The organism is Gordonia alkanivorans (genome assembly GCF_004011905.1).
Classification (GTDB): domain Bacteria; phylum Actinomycetota; class Actinomycetes; order Mycobacteriales; family Mycobacteriaceae; genus Gordonia; species Gordonia alkanivorans.
In genome coordinates, this window is the sequence record NZ_CP027114.1 from 17,493 (window position 1) to 37,652 (window position 20,160).

General features: G+C 65.5%; 12 protein-coding genes. 5 read left to right on the plus strand and 7 right to left on the minus strand.

What is annotated here, in order from left to right; genetic code table 11:
* The first annotated feature begins 27 nt into the window (after positions 1-27).
* Together C5O27_RS00100 and C5O27_RS00105 are read left to right on the plus strand one after the other, a co-directional pair.
* Positions 28-1,464: a plasmid pRiA4b ORF-3 family protein gene (locus C5O27_RS00100; RefSeq protein ID WP_244216560.1), complete on the plus strand. Its 1,437-nt coding sequence runs from the start codon at positions 28-30 to the stop codon at positions 1,462-1,464.
* A gap of 93 nt (positions 1,465-1,557) precedes the next feature.
* A complete protein-coding gene (locus C5O27_RS00105; RefSeq protein ID WP_127961567.1) occupies positions 1,558-3,261 on the plus strand; it encodes a DUF222 domain-containing protein in 1,704 nt (567 codons plus the stop codon).
* A 149-nt stretch (positions 3,262-3,410) separates the two neighbouring features.
* Here C5O27_RS00105 and istB read toward each other — a convergent pair whose 3' ends face one another.
* A complete protein-coding gene (istB, locus tag C5O27_RS00110; RefSeq protein ID WP_006902471.1) occupies positions 3,411-4,199 on the minus strand; it encodes an IS21-like element helper ATPase IstB in 789 nt (262 codons plus the stop codon).
* Positions 4,196-5,707, minus strand: coding sequence for an IS21 family transposase (istA, locus tag C5O27_RS00115; RefSeq protein ID WP_127961568.1), 1,512 nt, complete (start codon positions 5,705-5,707; stop codon positions 4,196-4,198). Before istA ends, istB begins: the two co-directional genes overlap by 4 nt.
* Positions 5,708-5,934: 227 nt before the next feature.
* Here istA and C5O27_RS00120 point away from each other — a divergent pair, with 227 nt between their 5' ends.
* Together C5O27_RS00120 and C5O27_RS00125 are read left to right on the plus strand one after the other, a co-directional pair.
* The gene (locus C5O27_RS00120; RefSeq protein WP_127961569.1) at positions 5,935-6,885 is read left to right on the plus strand and encodes a phospholipase D-like domain-containing protein; all 951 of its coding nucleotides are present in this window, start codon (positions 5,935-5,937) and stop codon (positions 6,883-6,885) included.
* Between the two features lie 20 nt (positions 6,886-6,905).
* Positions 6,906-8,006 carry a hypothetical protein gene (locus tag C5O27_RS00125; RefSeq protein ID WP_035753345.1) on the plus strand — a complete coding sequence of 367 codons (1,101 nt, stop codon included), beginning with the start codon at positions 6,906-6,908 and terminating at the stop codon, positions 8,004-8,006.
* A 4-nt stretch (positions 8,007-8,010) separates the two neighbouring features.
* On the opposite strand, the gene C5O27_RS00130 is transcribed toward C5O27_RS00125, so the two are convergent.
* The 3 genes from C5O27_RS00130 to C5O27_RS00140 form a co-directional block, all read right to left on the minus strand.
* The gene (locus tag C5O27_RS00130; RefSeq protein WP_127961570.1) at positions 8,011-11,253 is read right to left on the minus strand and encodes a UvrD-helicase domain-containing protein; all 3,243 of its coding nucleotides are present in this window, start codon (positions 11,251-11,253) and stop codon (positions 8,011-8,013) included.
* A 1-nt stretch (position 11,254) separates the two neighbouring features.
* Positions 11,255-14,065: a PD-(D/E)XK nuclease family protein gene (locus tag C5O27_RS00135; protein ID WP_127961571.1), complete on the minus strand. Its 2,811-nt coding sequence runs from the start codon at positions 14,063-14,065 to the stop codon at positions 11,255-11,257.
* Positions 14,066-14,137: 72 nt separating this feature from the next.
* Complete coding sequence (locus C5O27_RS00140; RefSeq protein ID WP_244216561.1) at positions 14,138-15,388, minus strand: hypothetical protein; 1,251 nt, start codon at positions 15,386-15,388, stop codon at positions 14,138-14,140.
* Positions 15,389-15,528: 140 nt separating this feature from the next.
* Between C5O27_RS00140 and C5O27_RS00145 the strand changes: the two genes are divergently transcribed.
* Positions 15,529-16,896: an IS1380 family transposase gene (locus C5O27_RS00145; protein ID WP_042378977.1), complete on the plus strand. Its 1,368-nt coding sequence runs from the start codon at positions 15,529-15,531 to the stop codon at positions 16,894-16,896.
* Positions 16,897-16,987: 91 nt separating this feature from the next.
* Here C5O27_RS00145 and C5O27_RS00150 read toward each other — a convergent pair whose 3' ends face one another.
* A complete protein-coding gene (locus tag C5O27_RS00150) occupies positions 16,988-18,049 on the minus strand; it encodes a DUF262 domain-containing protein (RefSeq protein WP_244216562.1) in 1,062 nt (353 codons plus the stop codon).
* A gap of 13 nt (positions 18,050-18,062) precedes the next feature.
* Complete coding sequence (locus C5O27_RS00155) at positions 18,063-20,159, minus strand: UvrD-helicase domain-containing protein (RefSeq protein WP_127961572.1); 2,097 nt, start codon at positions 20,157-20,159, stop codon at positions 18,063-18,065.
* Between the last annotated feature and the right edge of the window lies 1 nt (position 20,160).

A 20,160-nucleotide genomic window follows, 5' to 3' on the forward strand; every position in this document is an offset into this window, starting at 1 on the left:
AGATGGAGCTGCTCTACGCTGGGCAGCGTGCGAGATCCTAGCCATGAACCGCTCGATGCCGAAGAACTGCGTCGCCAGTTCGAGTCGATGCTTGCGAGCCTGCAACCGAACGAACTCCTCACTCTGCAGGATCAGCTCGGCAGGGCTGCCGCGGACAGGTTCGCGCGGCCAGCGTCGATTCGTCACCGCAAGGAGCCGCTCGCCGAGACAGTGGTGTTCCGGATCCGCGTAGATCTCGACGACGCGCGACCTCCCATCTGGCGCCGCCTCGACGTCCGGTCGGATGTTTCTCTCGAGGACGTGCACCGGATCATTCAAGCGGCGTTCGGTTGGCTGGACTACCACCTCTATCGTTTCGCGCTGGGCGGCGGCAGCCCATTCGACCGCAGGAGTGAATTCTTCCTCTGCCCGTTCGACGCTCAGGAAGGCGAGGAGGTGGGCACCCCCGTCGCCGAGGTTCGCCTCGACGAGACGCTCCACGAACCAGGTGACGTCCTGCGCTACGTCTACGACTACGGCGACAGCTGGGAACTGACGTTGAAGCTCGAGAGCATCCACGAAGCGTCGGAGGACTCGCCGTGGGCCCGGTGCGTCGACGGTCGGCGCGCTGCGCCGCCGGAGGACTGCGGCGGCATCACCGACGCGGAGTCGCTCGCCGAGGTCGTGGACGACCCCGCACATTTCGACATCGACGAGGTGAACACCGCACTCAGCGATCCCATTCGCTCGCTTGTCGATTCCGGAATCGATGCACGGCTCTGCGTCCTGCTGTACCAGGTTCAACCTCTCGACGGGTCCGGAGAGCTGACGGCGAGCGCAACGCGGTTGGCGGCCTCGTCGACGGTTGCGACGGGCGACCAGCTCGAAGCCGACCTGCTCCCCTACCTGTGGTTCCTGCGCCGCGCACGTGATGAAGGCTTCACACTCACCTCCGCTGGCTACCTGAAACCAGCCGACGTGGTCGCGGCGTCGAAGGTGTTGCCGACGATGAAGTACTTCATCGGTGCCAAGAATCGAGAAGTCCAGAGCGCGCCGGTGCTGCATTTTCGTGAGTCCCTGCTTCGGATGGGGTTGTTACGCAAGCACAAAGGCCGCCTCTTGCCGACACGGGTCGGAACGAGGCTCGCCGACGATCCGCAGGCACTGGCCGACCATCTCGCAGACCGGCTGCTGAACCAGAAGATGGATCAATTCAGCGAGGACGCGAGTCTGCTGATGCTCTTCTTCGCCGCCGCCTCCGAACCCGGCGACGAGATGCCACTCGAGACGGTCGGCGCGCTGCTCACCGCGTATCGCTGGCAGGGCCCGGGCGGGCGCCCGATCCAGAAGTACGACCTCTATGACCTCGACAACGGAATCTACGAGTTCTTCGGAGCCGTCTCGCCCCCGGAACGGGGACTCCGAGGGGTGACGCTGAGTTCGACGGCCATCGAGATCGCGCGGCGCGCCATCCGACACCGCTGACCCACGTCTACTACCGAAAGTAGTTCTGGCGCCTGACGATCCGTCCGAGTTGTGCCGACAGGTTTTGTCAGACCCCTTTCGTATGGTGGTGTCATGGCGTTCGAGTTCGGCACCATCGACCCCGGCGGGGATCTCCCCGACGCGGAGTTCGACGTGTTCGAACCCCTAGACGGACTCTCGGCCGAAGCTCTGGTCAGCACGGCTGCGTACTCAGCGTCGATGAACGCCGCCAACACCTGCCGCACACTGATCGCCGCCAGCCTGCTGCACGAACAACGCGAAGAAGAATACCTACTGCGCCGCAGTGACATCCACTCCGGACAAGCACGATCTGTCGACGACCTCCTCGACAAGACAGCCCAGGTAGTTTCCGGTGCGGACCCGTATGAACAATTCGGGCCCAACGGGTTCGAACAAGCCACCGCCGAACTCGGTGCCGCGCTGACCATCACCGCTGCGGAAGCCCGCGACCTCATCCGCACCGGCGACGCCATGCGGTACCGACTCCCCCTGACCGGCACCACACTGGCCTGCGGACGAATCGACCTGCGCCGGTTCATGATCGCACTCAAACGCACCGACTTCGTCGACGAGGCCACCATGCCGATCGTGGACGCCGCATTGGCCGAGGCGATCCTCGCCCGCGACCCCATGTCCACCACCCGGTTCACCGCACTGGTCGACCAGATTGTGCACAGGCATGCGCCTGATGCGGTCAAGCGCCGCAACGACCAGGCCGAACGAGACCGCGGAATTAACATCCGGCCCGACCGCCACCAACCCGGCCAGTCGCGCATCACCGGACATTTCCCCCACACCGACGCCGCCGCCCTCAATGCCCAACTGACGGCCATGGCCAAAGGTGCGCACGTCACTGATCCGCGCACCCTGCCCCAGCGCCGCGCCGACGCCCTACTCGCCCTCGCCCACGGCAGACAAACCCTGGACTGCCGGTGCGCCGACTGCACACCCCCACCAGCCGAGCAGAACCTCGACACCCCCGAGCCCGCCGAACCCGCCGACGCGGCAACACCCGACCCCGAGCCCACCCCCGTTGCTGTACCGGCCGTGACCGACACCGCCGCAACCGAACCCGACGACAACGCGCCGGTCTCGGAGCCGACCGGCGACTGCACTTGCACCTGCACCAGTTGCCGCGCACCCCGACCGACCTACCACATCGTGGGCAACCTGACGACTTTGGTCGGGCTCGACAACGAACCCGGCATGCTCGACGGCCACGGGCTGATCGACGCCCACACCATGCGCCGACTCTTCGCTGACGCGGTTCACACCTTCATCACCACCGGGGTGCGCACCGACCCGGCCGACGCCGACGCCCGGGCCGCGGCCGCCGCCAGCACCTACGTGCCGAGCAAGAAACTGCAGGCACTCGTGCGGGCCGGCGAGTTGTGCTGCACCTTCCCCGGCTGCAACCAACCGGTGTGGACCGTCGACCTCGACCACACCCACCCATACGACCACCGCCACCCCGACCGCGGCGGAAAGACCCTCCAACACAACCTCAAACCGTTGTGCCGGTTCCACCACCGCATCAAAACCTTTGGCAGGTGGCGCGACTCCCAGGACGAGTACCTCGCCGTGTGGTTCGAAGCCCCCACCGGCCACACCTACCTGGGCAACCCATACACCGGGCGAGACCTGTTCGCGTCGTTGAAAACCCAGCCACCCGATCACCCGGCGCGGCAACGACTTACCGACGAGCGCGCACACCGCACCGACACCCATCGTCGACAACAAGACGAGTGGGACCGAAACAACCCACCACCGTTCTGACACAGAACAAGTGAGTGGGCGGTTGAAGGCCGGATTCAATACGGCGACGGGGGGGCGATTCGCTGCGCGAATCGCCCCCGAGGTGTCAACGGCCAGTTTGATGTCCCCGCTGGTGGCCAGGTAAAAGTCCCCACCCTGTGCGGGATGTTTTAGGTGGGTGGTACCTCCGTTCGGTGTGTCATGCGGTAGGAGTCGCCGTCGGTGATGACGATGGTGGCGTGGTGTAGGAGTCGGTCGAGGATGCTGGCGGCGGTGGTGTGTTCGGGCAGGAAGCGTCCCCATTGTTCGAAGGGCCAGTGACTGGCGATCGCGAGAGAGCGGCGTTCGTAGGCGCCGGCGACGAGCCTGAATAGCAGTTGGGTGCCGGTGTCGTCGAGCGGGGCGAATCCGATCTCGTCGAGGATGAGCAGATCTTGGCGCAGCAGGGTGTCGATGGTTTTGCCGACGGTGTTGTCGGCCAGCCCGCGATACAGGGTCTCCACGAGGTCGGCGGCGGTGAAGTACCGCACTTTGTGTCCGGCGTGCACTGCGGCGATCCCCAGCCCGATCAGGGTGTGACTCTTGCCAGTCCCGGCTGGGCCGATCAAGGCCAGGTTGTGTTGGGCCCGAACCCATTCCAGCGAGGACAGGTATTCGAAGGTGTTGGCCGGGATGGACGATGCGGCCACGTCGAACGATTCCAGGGTTTTGGTGAGCGGGAACCCGGCAGCTTTGAGTCGGTTGCGGATGTTGGAGGCATCACGAGCGGCGATCTCGGCTTCGACCAGGGTCCGCAGTACTTCTTCGGGTGTCCACCGCTGAGTTTTCGCGGTGAGCAGCACCTCGGGTGCGGTGCGGCGGATCGAGGCCAGTTTCAATCGGCGTAGCGCGTGGTCGAGGTCGGCCGGTAGTGGCGGCACTGTTTGGGGTGCAACTGATGTCGATGTTGTGGTGGTCATGACACCTCCTTGTCGCCGGCGCCGAGCTTGTAGGCATCCAGCGAGCGGGTGGGCGCGGTAGGCAGATGCCCGAGCAGTGCTGTGCCGGCCGGTCGCGGGTTGGGGGTGCCGGCTCCGGCATCGAGGATCGAACGCACATCGGCGGCCTTGAACCGTCGGAACGCCACCGCCCTGGTCAGAGCGGTGAGCACCTGTTGATGGCCGTGGGAGGTGACCAGGCCGAGGATGTCATCGAGTTCACCGCCCAGGCGGGTGTTGCCGATCGCCGCGGCACCGACCAGGAACTGCTCAGCAACCTCACCGAGAGCGCAGAACTGTTTCTCCACCGCAGTTTTGGGTCGTGGTGCACGACTGGGCGGTGTGCGTGGCCCCCCGTAGTGGTCGTCGTTGAGGACGACCTCTCCGGGTGCGGCCAGCAGATGTTCGGCAACCATCTCACCGGAGGCGGGTTCGGCGATCAGGAGCCGCTCACCGTCCTGGATGAGGGTCACGGTGGTGCCGATGAGCCGGTTGGGTACCGAGTAGCGGGCCGAGGCGTACCGGATACACGAGAGGCGATCGACCTTACGGGTGACCGGCGGTGGACCGACTTGGGCCCGCAGAGATGGCAACTTCGACAGCACTTCTCGTTCCACATCGAGTTGCTCAGCAGGCACGCACAGTGTGTCGCTGTGGCGGCGGGTGTTGACCTCGACACACCAGTCCCGCGCGGCCCGGTTCGCTGCGTGCACATCCAGCTGCACGTCGTCACGACCTGCGGCGATCTTGGCTTCGGTCCACAACGGTTGCGCCAGATCCGACTGCGCGTACCCGCACAGGTTTTCCACGATCCCTTTCGATTCCGGATCGGCGCCGTGACAGAAGTCCGGGGCGAACCCGTAGTGGGTGGCAAACCGCACATACGTGGGGGTCGGTACGACGACGTTGGCGACGACCCCACCTTTGAGGCAGCCCATCCGATCAGCGAGTACCTTGTTGGGTACTCCACCGATCTCTTCCAACGCCTCGGCGATGAATCCGAGTGTGGTGGTGGATGTTTCGTTGGTGGCGAACCGAACGAACCGCCAGCGTGAGAACGCCAACACCGCGCAGAACATGTGTAGCCCGCCGATCACGGCCCAATCGATGACCAGGTAGTCACCCGGAGCCCACACTGCCGGGCGACGCCCACGATGATGGTCACGGCGCCACTGTGTTTTCTCCTGAGCGACGAGACGACGGAAGTTGCGGGCCGAGCCTGCATAACCCGCCGCTCGCGCTACTGATAGCAGACGTTTCGCGGTGATCCGGCCGCGCGACCGCTCGACTCGCTCAGCGACCAGCTCGGCAACGGTGTCGTAGTTGCGGGCCCGTACCATGCGATCTGGTGGTTGATCGTCGGCCTCGAACCGGTCGACCACACGCTTGACGGTCTTGTGGGTGGTGCCGCACACCTCGGCGGCGGCGCGATAGCTTCCGAGTTCTCGGTAAGCAGAAATGATGTCCATACGGTCCTTCGCAGACTTCAATGGAACTCCCAGGCGGTGACAGTGATCGGTTGGCACCTTCACCGTCATCGCCTGGGCCCTCAGTTCCGGGTCGACACGACGAACACAGGGTGGGGACTTTTATCTGGCCACCAGCGGGGACCTCGACCTGGCCACCAGTGGGGACTTTCTCATGGCCATGGACACGAGGTGTAGCGCTCTGCGAAACCCTGCACCCCCGGCGTGCACCTTGTGGCACAGTCGGATGCGTGACGGTTCAGTTCCTTGGCGACAAGCCCTGGCCGAAGATCTCGACCACACTGCGCCGGCGTGGGCCACGCAGGGTCGCGGTTGCCTTCCTGGGCATCGATGGACCGCATCTCCTGAGACATTTGGCTGCCGGCGACAAGCTCGTCATCAATGCGAGCAGAGAGGCGGTCGCATCCCACGCAACGTCTCCTGCAGCCATCCACACTCTGCAGTCGAGAGGGGTGGACGTCCGGTCTCTGGCTGAGCTGCATGCGAAGGTCTTCGTGACTGCGGAGTGGGCCATCGTAGGCTCTGCCAATGCTTCGGCGAACTCCCAACGATCGTCAGAGGCAATGATCCTGACAGATCAAAAGACCGTCGTCAGAGAAGCACGCACATTTGTCGAAGACACGCTGCGAGACGCGGACCCTATCAGCGCGGCACGCCTTGACGAGCTGCGGCGCGTGTGGGAGGAAAACGCCCGGGCTGCAGTGCCCGGTGTGACGGGGACGTCTGCGGAAACCGAGCTTGTCAAGGGCATCCGACCCAACGGCATCCTAGTGCACACCGTCGACGACGATCTGACCGACGAAGAACGGCGAGAAATAGAGGAAAGCGTCGAACAGATCCCGAAGTTCCAGACTTGGGCGATGCAGCTACAGGATGACGATGCCGGATTCTCGATGAACACAGCGCTGTTCCTCTGTTCTTCTGGAGAGGTGTCGGCTCCGGTCGTCACCTACGCTGCGGCGGCCGGTCCGATTCCCCACCGGGACTCCGGTCGCTACCAGCTTGTTCGGTCGCAACGCGGATTGCGATCACGGACGACGACCACACTCCGACGAGCGTTGGGGACGCAGCGTCTTCGGGAGTTCAATTCGGCGGTAGACAATGACGACGCCGACTCGATCAAACTGTCTCGCGAACTCACTTCGGAGTTGCTGGGTGCGTGGAAACTGAAGATAACGTGAAACAAGCGGAGGCACGGTAGATGCCTGACGACCCGGAGACCGGACGGCGACGCGTCCACCTCGTCGGCGTGGCGCCCTGGCGGCAGGCCGTCGATTTCTACTACAACCCCGACGACGATCTGGACCTCGACGATCTCGGGTTCACGTTTCCCGCGCGCTGGGCCGCGGGAGATCTGTTTGTCATCGTGACGACGGACAGCCCGGCGTCGGCCGTCGTCGTGGTGGAGGAAACCCACCACGACTCCACGGGTCCGGACTCGTACGACCAGTATCTGGGACCGTTCGACGACGGACTCTCGGTGAGAGCTGTCGAACGCCGGCTCGGCACTCCTCTACCGAGCGCCCCGGCAACCCTCGACACGGCGTCGAGCGAACGGTTGATCGCGGCGATCTCGGCCGAGGAGAAGTCTCCGACGCCGTGGCGTGAGTTGGACGAGCGGGGATGCGTTGCTCACTCTGAACCTGTCGAACCGTACTCGCGGTGCGCATGCTGCGGGAAGTGGGCAGACGAGGAGCCGGTCCTCGTACATCACCTGCTCGTCGACATCCAGGAGTTGGAGTTCTTCGGTTACGGCCCGATCGTCGTGTGCCTCACCTGCCACGACCTGCTTCATCGTCCACTCGCGCCGAGCTCCGACGACCTCATGTTCGGTTTCCGCCCGTTGTGCCCACGCTGTTCGGCGATACGCACCTGCCAGGTGGACCGGGGATTCCCTGCGGGACCACCGGGACCGGGAACCCTCCTCGCCGGGTGCGATAGATACGACCCGGTGACGTTCGAGTATCGTTGCGGCTCCTGTGAGTACGAGTGGACAGACGACGACGGTAGCTACCAACCGTTGCCGACCGACCTCGACGACGACGTCGTGGCGCGAGCCCGCACCGCTGCGATCCCCGATAACGTCTACCGGCCGTACTCGCGCAAGGGTGAGCCTGGCAGAGTCGTCATCGGACGGTATGCGCCGCGGGGCCCGAGTCCCCACGCCGCAGCCTGGGGAGACGCGGTCTACCACGAGTTCGTTGGACAGGATGGGCGTATCTATCTGGTCGACCCGACGACGCTCAGATCTGCGGAGCCACACACTTGGGAGACGTTGCACCCGCGGCCCGACGAGAGCTAATGGCTCATCGGTCCGCCGGGCGCAGAGCACGTTCGACGACCGCCGCCTGCCCTGGCCGGCAAAACACGAGCTGTAGCCGAGACACTTTCTCCCCAGTCGCATTTCGCAGTAGATCGGCGTATATCGCGAGTTGCGCCCAGTACGCCTCGAGGGTTTCGGCGGAAACTCCGACGTCGGTTTTGTAGTCGACGATGACCAACGAACCGTCGTCGTCGCGGTACACCAGGTCCGCGATGCCCTCGACCACAGTGGCACCGTCGGGTCCAGGACCGGCGAGCTGCATTTCCTTCCAGTGCTCGCGGACGGCAGCTCGCTGAACCGGTGCTGACTGCAACGCCGACCGCGCCAGCGCCACGAAATGATCCACGTCGACCACGCCGGCGAGTGCGGCCGCACGCCGGGCGGTCTCGTCGAATTCGTCGTCGACGGCGGTTCCCAGGGCCACCTGTTCGAGGAGCGCGTGCAGGGCGGTACCCAGCGTCGCGCCGCTGTCGGGGCTCGCGGTGCCGACCGGGATCTGTTCGGCTACCGGCGCTGTCAGCCGTCCGGAATCCCGGTACCCCTGCAGCACAACTGTTTCGGCGTCATCGACGCCATGGACGATCCGCGTCGCCGAGTAGGAGACGCGGAGCGTCGAAGCGGTCTCGATCGCAGCGGTCTCCGCCGACCAGTCGACCCAGGCCTGTCGTTCGTGCTGGGCGATCGCTTCGTCGTCGCGCCTGACCGGTTCGACGAGCTCCGGAACGTCGTTGGGCAAACCCTCCAGCGCGGGTGCGAGCGCGGCTCCCCAGGATGCGTTCTTCCCGACGTATCCGGAGACCGCGAGGTGACTCTCGGCGCGCGTGCAGGCGACGTACAACAGGCGCTTCTTCTCCGCCTCGGCGTGCGCCTTTTCGGTCTTTGCTGCTGCCGCATACCCTTTCGACGCCACGTTCTTCGACGCACATGCCTGCAGCTTCTCGTCCTCGTCCCACAGCAGCGGTTCGGGCTGGGTGCGGAATCCGCCGCTCATGCCGGCGACGACGACCATCGGGAACTGCAATCCCTTGGCGGCGTGGATGGTCATGATGCGCACGGCGTCGACGCCGATCTCGGGGAGCACGGTCTCGGCAACGCGCGCGTTCTCGTCGGCCTGGGTGGCGGCCCAGTCGATGTAGTCGCGCAGTGAGCCACGGTCTTCGGCGTACCAGGCGCGGGCCTGGTCGATGACGAAGCGGAGACGCCGCCAGACGTCGCGGTGACGGGGCGAATCCATGGACACCTCGAACACCCGACGATCCGTCGCCAGGCGGCTCAGCAGTGCGCCCGGGTTCAGGTCCCCCAGTTCCGAAGACAGCGCCTTCAGGTATGCACATGCGGCCGCCACCGGCGATTCGGTGAGCGCGTCGGTGGGCGCATCGGCGTAGATGCTCCATCGGCCGTCGGCGGCCTTCCAGCGGAGTAGGTCGTCGTCACCGCAGCCGAACAGCGGGGTGCGGAGGGCGGCGACAAGTGCGGCTTCGTCGGCGGTGTTCGCGAGTGCGCGGCAGGTGACGAGGAGGTCGTGCACCTCTTGCGTCGAGTACACCAGACTCGATGCCTCCGAACGGAACTCGATACCCGCGGCGTCGAGGCTCTTCTCCAGGAACGGCAGTACCGCCCGCGACGGGATGAGGATGCAGATGTCCTTCCAGCGCAATGGGACATGCTCATACGCATCGCCATCGAATGTCTCCTTGCGCCAGCCGATCTCGACGGCGGTGGCGATGATCCTCGCGACGTCGCGCGACTCGCGTGCGCGGAGGGCTTCGGCGGGCGAGAGCGCGTCCTCGTCGTCGACGGGTTCCTCGGTGTCGGGGAAGACGAACGGCTTGGGCCCCCAGGAGACGTCCCAGCGGGGTCGGCCCGGGGCCGGGTCGAGCGGCGTGTAGTCGGGCTGCACGTGATGCTCGGCGACGATGAGCCGGCCGTAGACGGCGTTGACCCAGTCGAGGACGGGACGCGTGGACCGGAAGTTGGTGGTCAGCTGCACGACGTCGGCCGGCGGCGTGCGATCCCGCGCGGACATGTACGCCGCAATGTCGGCGCGGCGGAAGCGGTAGATGGATTGTTTCGGGTCGCCGACGGTGAAGAGCCGACCGGCTTCGTCTCGACCGGCGACGATGCGTTGTGCCAGTGTGAGTTGCAGCGGATCGGTGTCCTGGAACTCGTCGAGGAGGACTCGCTGGTAGCGCCGATGGGCGGCTGCGGCGACCTCCGGCTTTCCGAGTACGTCGCGGGCCAGGACGAGCAGGTCGTGGAATTCGAGCTGTCCGCTGCGTTGCCGCTCGCGCGCCTCGTCGAGGACGATCTCCGACAGGTGGCGGACCACCACGCGCACCGCGCCGTCGACGTAGGTGCCGACCACGTCGGAGCAGATCTCCTCGCGCAGCGCCTTGGCGGCGGCTTTGATCTCTTTGCACTGCGCCACACCACCGCGCCACGCGGACCCCCGACCCACGTTGCCGAGCTTCGGGCACAGGTCCACCATCGGGACCCATCCGAAGGAATCACGTTCGGCGGCAACCAGGATCCGCCATTCGCGGAGTTCCTCGAGTTTGACCGCGAGTTTGTCCTCCGGATCGAGACAATCGTCGAGCTTGTCGATGATGGTGTCGGTCTCCCACAGGATGCGGTCGATGTCGGCGGGTGCGATGCCCTGCGGATCGTCGTCGAGGGTGAGGCGATCCCAGTTGCGGTCCAATGCGTCGGCGAGTGTGCGCATCTGGTCGAGCGATGCGCCGGCGGCCATCACGATGCCCATGGCGTCGACCAGCATGGGTGAGGCGTCGTCGGTGAACAGTCGGGTGCGCATGCGACGCCAGCGGCGTTCGAAGGACAGCTGGGAGCCCATGGCGTCGACGACCGCGATGCGTGGTGGCACACCGGCTTCGAGGGGATGCTCGCCGATGATGCGGGCTGCGAACGCGTGCAGCGTACCGATGGCGGCGGTGTCGATCTGTTCCAGAGCGGCTCGCGCACGGTCGGTGTCGTGTGTGGCGAGCTCGACACGCACGCGTTCACGGAGTTCGGCCGCGGCTTTCTCGGTGAAGGTGATGGCGGCGATGGCGTCGAGTTCGATGCCGTCGTGCAGCACGAGGTGACAGATGCGGCCGACCAGCGAATGGGTTTTGCCGCTGCCGGCGCCGGCTTCGACGAACAGGGTGGCGTCGGTGTCGGTGGTGATGCGATCGCGCGCGGCCTGGTCGGCGAGTTGTGCTGCGGTCATCTCAGCCTCCGTACTTCTGCACGTAGTCGGACAGTTCGTCGACGTGTTCCAGTGCGGCCCAGGCGCGTCGCAGCCCGGCACGTCCGAGGAGGTCGATGACGGGCAGGTCCCAGTGGGTGTCTTCGATCTTGGGCGGGAAGTAGCCGGCCCGGATCGACTTGTGCACGAGCGTCATGTCGTCGATGAGGGTGGCGACGACGTCGTCGGTGACGGGGTAGCCGACCGAGGCGAACTTGCCTTTGCTGGTGATGAACCAGTACCGGGCTTCGACGTCGGCGCCGAAGGTGCGGGCGAACAGTCCGTAGACGGGGAGCTGGAACTGGAGACCCGAGTTGGTGGGTGTGCTCTCGGCGAGGTCCTTGTATTTGTCGGCCTTACCGGTCTTGTAGTCGGTGACGCGGATGCGGCCGCCATGGTGGCGATCGATGCGGTCGATCTGCCCGCGGAAGCGAATCGTGTTCTCGCCTAGTGCCAGTGAGACCTCGTGACTGCCTTGCGTGTCGAGGCCGAAGTCCGCCTCCGCGTGCGTCGGCTGCCAGCCGTCGGCGGCGTCGGCATGGTCGTGGGTGAACCATTCGTCCAAGTCGCGCATGATGGTGCCGCGGTCCTTGGCCCACAGCTGTTCGAGCCAGCCCGGACTGTTGGCCTGCGCCTCGTCGAGGACTTCTGCTGCAACAATCCGTAGGCGGGCGAGGTCGAGCTCTGCGCCGTCCATGGTCGCGCGGACATACCGCTCGAGGATGGTGTGGATCAGGGTTCCCCGCGTCAGTGCGTCGATCTGGGCGATCTCGTCGGGGTCGTCGAGGGCACGCAGCCGCAGGATGTGTTCGAGGAAGTACTGGTAGGGGCTCTGCACCCACAGTTCGAGGCCGGTCGGCGACACCGGCTGATCGAAGGTGGTGATGAGTTCGCTGACCGACGACAGGTTGCCGTTGAACCGGGTGAAGCGGCCGTTGAGGCGGTCGCTGCGCATGTGCATGCCGCGGTTGATGATCGGATCGTCGAGCGCGCCGCGGCGACTGTCTGCGGGGACGGCGGCGAGTTCGCGGAGGCGCCATTCGGTGGCGGAGGCCGCGGAGGCGCCGATGCGCTCGTCGGCGCGTTGGGCGGCGACGTCGAAGGAGTCGACTGCGACGATCTGCGGCGAATTCTCGGTCGCGCGTTGCCAGTTGACAACGTCGACGTCACGCCCGGCGAGGTCGGCCAGCGCCGGCAGCAGCCAGCGGGACGGCACCTTCTCGGCGCCGCCGCGCAGGCTGCCGCGCGGGAAGGTGACGACCCGTTCCGTGCGGCCGGCACTCACGGCCCCGGCGAAGGCGAGACGTTGGCGTTCCATGTGATCGCGGGCGGTGATGCCGATCAGTTCCGGCGGGAGAAGCGGGTCGTCGCGGCGAGGTGTGGGCACGATGCCTTCTGCGGCACCGACGACGACGCAGACGTCGAGGTCGCGACCGACCCCCGATGCGATCGGCGCGACCGTCACGCCTGCACCCGACGTCCCGTGCATGCCTCGGTGCGCGTTCAGCCGGATCGAGACCGCGTCGAGCACCCGAGCCGCGGTGGGTTGCGGTGCGATGCCGTCCATCAGGGCGATTCCCGCGCAGTCGGCACGGATAGCGGCGAGGTCTGCGGCCGCGGTGTCGCGTTTCGGCGTGCGAAAGTAGCTGTCGAGCAGGGTGTTCAGATGTTCGGCGACGGTCGCCCAGTCCGGCGCGTCGACGAGAGCGCGAAGGTCGGCCTGCAGCCGACGGACGTAGGAGTGGACGGCCGCGGCCCTGGCGTGGTGTTTCTCGTGCGCACCGACGCGGGTGAGGCGCTCCCAGTCGACGCCGCCGACGATAGGTTCGTCGACGCGCGTGAGGCGTTCGAGTTGGGGCTGCGAGATCGGCGTGTCGTCGAGTTCGGGGCGTCGGAGTGCGCCTTCGGCGAGGAGGGTGAACAGTTCCCGTCGGGGCATCGTGTCGTGGTCGAGTGCCAGCAAGCCGAGTAGTGCGCGAGCGGTGGGACGGTCGACGAGGGTGTGGCATTCGGGTCCGGTGAACGCGATGTGGCCGGCGGTGAGGTGCTCGTGGAGCAGCGGCAGGTAGGGGTCGTCGGCCCCGTAGAAGATGCCGATGCGATGACCCGGGACACCGTTGGCGAGGTGTTTGCGGACGAGCCGGACGACGGCGCGCACCTCGTCGTCGGCGTCGGAGGTGTGGACGACCTGGCTGGGTGCGACGGCGAAGTCGGCCTCGATCGTCTCGCCGCGACGCTGCAACTCCGTCAGCAGTGCTTGGTCGGCATGCTTGCGGGCGACGGGCTGATAGACGATCACCGTGCCGAGGTCGTCCAGCCGCTCGGCGGCGGCCGCGTATGCCTCGTGCTGGAGGTAGTACGTGCTGGTCAGACGGTCGGTGGCGGCGCGGTGGATGCGGAGCAGGTCGGCAACCAGCGGGGTCTGCGACGCCATGGTCGGCTCGGCGATGGCGGTCAGTTCCCACGCCGCGCTCGCAAGGGCCTGTGCGGTGACGGGTTGGTCGGCGACGTCGGTGAACACCCCCGGGGCGTCGGCGAGCACCCGCTGGACCGCGGCTTCGAGCAGCGGGTATGGGAGCGGCTGCCGGGGTGCGAGGGCGGGTGCGGACAGCTTGGCCACGGCTTCTGGGAGTGTGAGGACGTTCGTGTTGGCCACCGCACCGGTCCTGGCCAGGTGATGCAGGACGTCACGACCCGAACCGTGGTTTGGGACGATGACGGTCACCTGGGTCAGGGGCGAGCCGGCTTTGGCATCGGAGACCGCTGCCGTCAGTCGGTCCATCGCGGTGGGCATGGGGCCATCATGCCGCGTGGGTGTGACAGCGAGACCGTGTGGAAGCGCAGCGGGCCCATACCATCCCCCGATTCACTCGCTCGACGCTCTCACCGGATATCCGAACTGCGCGAGGCGCCTCCTCGCCACCTCGATTTCTTCGTCGGTGAATAACTCGACGAACTCCGGCTCGACCACGGCCGCCTCGACAGTGAGGTCCATCCGTCCGTGCTCCCAGAGCGCAGCGAAACCGTCAGATACCGCGGGAGCTGCCAACAACCGGCGTGCGGTCTCGTGCGGTCCGAGTTGGGCGAGCGTGGCACGGTAATGGGTGGCGTTGTACCCAACCTCTGCCAGGGCACGACGGTAGACCTCCGTCATACGCTCCGCGAACTGTTCGGCAACAGCTCCCAGATCAGGCGCCGTTGAGGAGGGCGCGGGTTCCTCCACCACCTCCCCGCCAACCGCTGCGAGGCTCTCGTTCTCCACGAAACCCAGCAGCGCGTCCACCGACGTGAAGACTCGGTATCCGAGTTCCTCCAGCCGAGGCAGATCTGCCTCTTCGGGATCAAGTTCGAGGACGACCGGTACGCCGACTCCCGCCTGGAGTCCGTCCGGCCAGAATGCTTCGGCCACAGCGAGTTCGACTCCCGTCACGGGATCGGCGACTTCGGTGTCCACGACGGGCGCTGCGAAACCTCGGTGCATCAGCTCCTCTACCAGCGCCTGGACTTGCGCGGCGCGCGGGTCATCGACGACTTCATCAGCCACATCGAGCCGCTGCAGTGACGCCTCTACGTGGGTCCCATCCGGATTGCGGAGGCTCTCGAGAAATCGTTGTGCCGACTCGGCGAGCAGTTCGCGGCGAGCTGCGAGGAAATCAGCGTAACGATCGACTCGCCACAGCTCGGGGTCCGTGGGAATCCATTGCGATTCCAGCACTCCCGGGTGTTTTGTCTGTACCTCGGGTAGGTAGTCGGCAGGATCGCGCTTACCGATCTTGATGTTGGTGTCTTGAGTCAGGAAACAGAAGTTGGCCAGCGCGTTGATCTCGTTTCGCTCGAATCCGTGCTTGCGCAGCAATGCCTTCGGGAAGATGTGATGCACTTGTAGCGATGTCAGTTTTCCGAGCAGCTCGGCGCGGAGCTCCAATCCGCTGCCGAAGTCTCGTGCGCCGTCGACACGCGTCAGCATGTAGAGCAGCGGGTAGAACCGCGCGCCCCTCGTTGCCCCCGAGAAATCGTCCGGACCGATGGACAGATTCCCGCCGCGAGCACGCTCCAGTGCGGCGATCAGTGCATCTACGCCGCCTCTTTCGATGGTGTCGTAATCCTGCTGGAGCACCGTCTCGGTCGAACCGCTGAACCTGGATCCACCGATGATGTGAGGGATTGAGCGTGTCGTAGAACGCGAGAGCCCCTGGTGGGCTGGAGAATTGGAGTTACCACAACAACAATTCCGGCCCAAACAGGAGCATCTCGCAGATGAAAGCATCTCACACTCTCACCCCAGTTTTCGATGACCCGAACCTGGTGTCGGCGGCGGGTCTGGTCCCGGTGATGCGCCTGGCCGAGACCGCCGGCCTCCACCAGCTCTGCGAGCGGCACCTGAGCGTGGAGTGCCCCAACCCGGTCCTCAAGTCGACCAGCATCGTGGCCGGCGTGCTCGCCGGCGCCGACAGCATCGACGACCTCGACCTGCTCCGCCACGGCGCGATGAACCGGCTCTTCGCCGGGATACGGGCACCCTCGACCTTGGGCACCTACCTGCGCTCGTTCACTCACGGCCATGTCCAGCAACTCGACGCCGTGGCCACCCGGCTCCTGGCCGGCCTGACCGCAACCGTTCCGGCGCTCCTCGGTGAGGCCGGTGAGCTGGCATTTCTGGATATCGACGACACCATCCGCGAAGTCCACGGCTACGCCAAACAGGCGGCTGCGTTCGGCTACTCCAAGGTCCGTGGCCTCAACGCCCAGCTCGCCGTACTGTCGACCCCGACGACGGCACCGGTGATCGCCCGGGCCCGGCTCCGCCGCGGCAACGTCGCTTCCCACACCGGCTCCGGCCGCCTGCTCACCCTGGCGGCCAACACCGCCCGCGCCGCCGGAGTGACCGGACAGATCCTGGCCCGCGCGGATTCGGCCTACTACTGCCACGCCTTCATCGCCGCCGCCATCCGGGCCGGCATCTGGTTCTCGGTCACCGCCCGCCACAACCCACAGATCACCGCGGCGATCGCCGCCATCGACGAGGCGGCATGGACCCCGATCGAGTACACCAACGCCGTCTACGACGAGGCCGAGCAGCGCTGGATTTCCGATGCCGAAGTCGCCGAAACCCCGGTCACGATCTTCACCTCACGCCGCAAACGCGACCACGTGACCTGCCGGTTGATCGTGCGGCGCGTCAAACGCCTCAACCCGGCCAGCGCCGATGGCCAAGACGAGTTGTTCACCACCTACCGTCACCACGGGTTCATCACCAACTCGACCCTGCCGATGATCGACGCCGACGCCCATCACCGCGATCACGCCATCGTCGAGCAGGTCATCGCCGAACTGAAGAACGGGCCGCTGGCGCATCTGCCCTCAGGGAAATACGCGGCCAACGCCGCCTGGCTCGCCCATGCCGTCATCGCCTTCAACCTCGCCCGCGCTGCCGGCGCCGCGGCCTCACCCCGACATGCCCGTGCCCGCTGGGCCACCATCGGCACCCACCTGATCAACATCCCCGCCCGCATCGCCTCCTCCGCACGACGACTGACCCTGCACCTGCCCACCGACTGGCCCTGGGCCTCGGCCTGGCAAGCCCTGTTCACCTCCGCGACCAGCCCACCAGCGACCGCTAACTGACCACCGGCCCCAGCGGCCCCGACCAAGGACCCCAGTGAAAAAGCCGGGCAGACCGGCGATACCGTCACGCCTACATCCGCCTTCCCGACCCTCACCCCGATGGGAGCGCAGCCGCATATGCGGTCGGTGGATCAAGGCTGAACCGTCCCCACAGAGCGGAATGGACGTACCAGTAGAGAACCTTGTCCCGATGCACGCTGTCGGAGAATCCGCCACCGTTCGTGTGGAGGAGCCGAGAGACGACGGGCGTGGCGTAACGCCCCATCAGAACTCGGTCGTGATCGAGTCCGAGACGACCGGACGTCGCATCCAGAAAGGTGCCGATGTAGTTGACCGAAAGGTTCAACGCACTCTGGAACTCGTCAGCCGACACCTCGCTCAACGACGAGAACAACGCTCGGCCCCGTGCAACCGCAGTGGCGTTTCGCAGCAACCATTCGAGGGAGAACTTGAAGCCGGCCTTGCGCCATCGCTCAAGGTCATCCCTCAGTTCTTTCCTCGCTTCCGGCCACTCGGCGCACAGTTTGGCGAGCGCGAGATCGCCCTTGGACAGCTTCGTACCGCCAGAGTTGACTTTGTTGAAGATGTCGACAACCTCGTCGACTGTCTTACCCGCTCCGGTGATCTTCTCCTGGTTGAAGTTTCGGTTCTCGATCTCTTTGATGCGGTTCAATCGCTCCAGATAGGTGTTGAGCACCTCGCGCTCCACGTCGGGGAACGCGGTCAGGTACTCGAACGGACCTTTCCGGAACAGCTCGGTCACGCTGACCCAGGTCGGGTCGCCTGTCATCTTGGTCGGTGTGTAGAACTCGAACGCCTCGGTGGCGACATTGAAGTGCAGTCCGGTGAAGGCGTTGACATCTCCTTCGAAGAATGGAGGCGGTGTGCCACGGATGACGCCGTACATTGACGTCACTCGCTGCTGACCGTCCAGCAGCAGCTGACGCGTGCCGCTGCCCCCGACTCGGCCTCGCACGGTGATGTCATCCGAGGTGGTCTCCCACATCAACAACCCACCCACCGGATATCCGCGGTAAAGCGACCTCATCAGACCGCGCACTTGGTCTCGGTTCCAGACGTAACCGCGCTGGAACTCGGGAAGCAGTACGGCGCCCGAATCGATCTCGTCGAGCAAGGTCGAGAGGCGGGTCATGGCATTCTCCTGTTCAGCTCTTCTGCAGCGCGGTGACGAATGGACTGGCCTGGCCGTGCCAGGTGACGAGTAGTTCCTCACGGGCGCGGGTGCATGCCACGAAGAGCAGGCAGCGTTCCCGTTCGAGGTCCTGGTCGTGGGTCCGCTTGTCGTCCTCGGCTGCGGTCACCGCATTCGCCGCGGGTACGTATTTCGCGCCGACGCCGGCGACGACCATGCATCGGAACTCGAGACCCTTCATCCGGTGCATCGTCCCGATCCGCACGGCGTCGTCGTCCTCATCGGCTTTCGCCAGATCAATGCAGTCGATTCCTGCCGCAGTGAGTGCGTGTTCGATCTTCGATGCGGTCCATCTGGCGCGGACTGCGATGCCGATCTCGGACAGGCCAATTCCTTTGTCCAGCCACGCGCGAACTGTGTCAGCGATGTGTGCGGCCTCTTCCTCAGCCGTCGTGAAGCCGCTCAGCCGTGGGTATTCACCGTGCACGTACGACTTGCAGCCGGCGATCGAGTCGAGGCCGCCTTCCATGTCGTCGATCGGCTCGCCTCGAAGCAGGCCCAGACTCCACCCGAGGATCTCCGCGGTCGTGCGGTAGTTGATGTTCAGTCGCGTCGAGCGACCGGCGATCTTGATCCCGACTTCGCGGAAGCTGACCCGGTGGTCGTAGATGCGCTGGTGCGTATCCCCCGCAATGAACACGTCGTCGGAAGCTTCGGCAACCGCAGCGCGGAGGAGTCGCCACTGGTCGGGACTGAGATCCTGGGCTTCGTCGACGACGATGTGCCGGAACGGCTTGTCCGACTCCGTTTCGAGGAGACGGGTGGCCTCCCGACGGATCGTCTCGTGAGTCCAGAGGCTCCGTTGAAGAAGGCTTTGTTCGAAGTCCCAGATCGCCTGCCACACCTGGGCGCGCTGGGCCGACCCCAGAGCGCGGCCACGGCCGGTCCGTTTTGCGGCGAGATAGTCGCTCGCGGAGGATATTCGGCGCGCCAGCACCACTTGACGCCATTCCTCGGCGAGAAAGACTGCGCTGAAGCTGAGCCCCAGCTTTCCGGTCAGTTCCGTCCACAACGCGGTCTCGTCATCGGACGTGAGAATATGTGGAGCACCGTGTTTCTTCCGGAAGACGCGATGCGCGATCCGGTCGACGTGGGACACGTCGATCCGGCTGTCGGCCGTGTCGTCGTCGACGAGCATGTCCAGACCCGTTCGCAGGTTGTCGGAGAGCGTCGAGGTGAAGGTCGTGACAAGTACTTTGCCGGCTCCGCGTTTGGCCAGTGTGTACGCACGATGCAGCGCGACGACGGTCTTTCCGGTGCCTGGTCCGCCGGTCACTCGTGCGGGTCCCTTGTACGTGGCTTCGACGGCTGCCCGCTGCGTGGGATGCAGGTACACACGCCAGGTCGCGAACGGGTAGGCGAAGACGTCCATCAGTTCATCGGGGCCACTCACCAAGACGACTCGCTCTTTGCTGCGCAAGATCGCCGCGTCGAGATCGTCGGTGTCGATGGGTTCACTGAGGATGTGCGCACCGAGGTCGGCCCACACCTCCTCTGGTGTGTAACCGGCAGCGAGACCGAACAGCACATCCCATTGGAGTTCTGGGAGAAACGTTTTTGCGGCATCGAGCTGGGCCGGGTCGGTCACGGTTCGCGCGAACGCCAGTACTTTCTCGTCGATACCCAGTCTGGTCAGCTCGCCGTCCTTAATTCCGCCGAAGAGGGGCGCGCGCGCTCCCGTCACCTGTCGCTGCTCCTCCGGGAGGTGGCGGTCGAGTTCTGCTTCGTCGCGGATCTCGATGACGCCTGTCGCCGAATTGACCGAGACGTTGCTGCGTTGTGCCCACGCGTAGGCATCATCGTGGGGCAACACCTTGAGAAGGGTGTACACATCGCCACGGGTGGGAGCGAGCACGATCCCGCGCCATGACTGGTCGATGCGGATCGAGCGGAAGTTCGGGTTGCGGGCGTTGGCGATCTTCTCCAGGTGCAAGCCCGTATGAGTGGCAGCATCGAATTCGTCGAAGACCTCGGTGACGCGTTTGTAAACGGGCTTCTCCAGCTTGCCCAGGTCCCTGAGGAATCCCTTGTCGATGGCGAGTGTCGGCAAC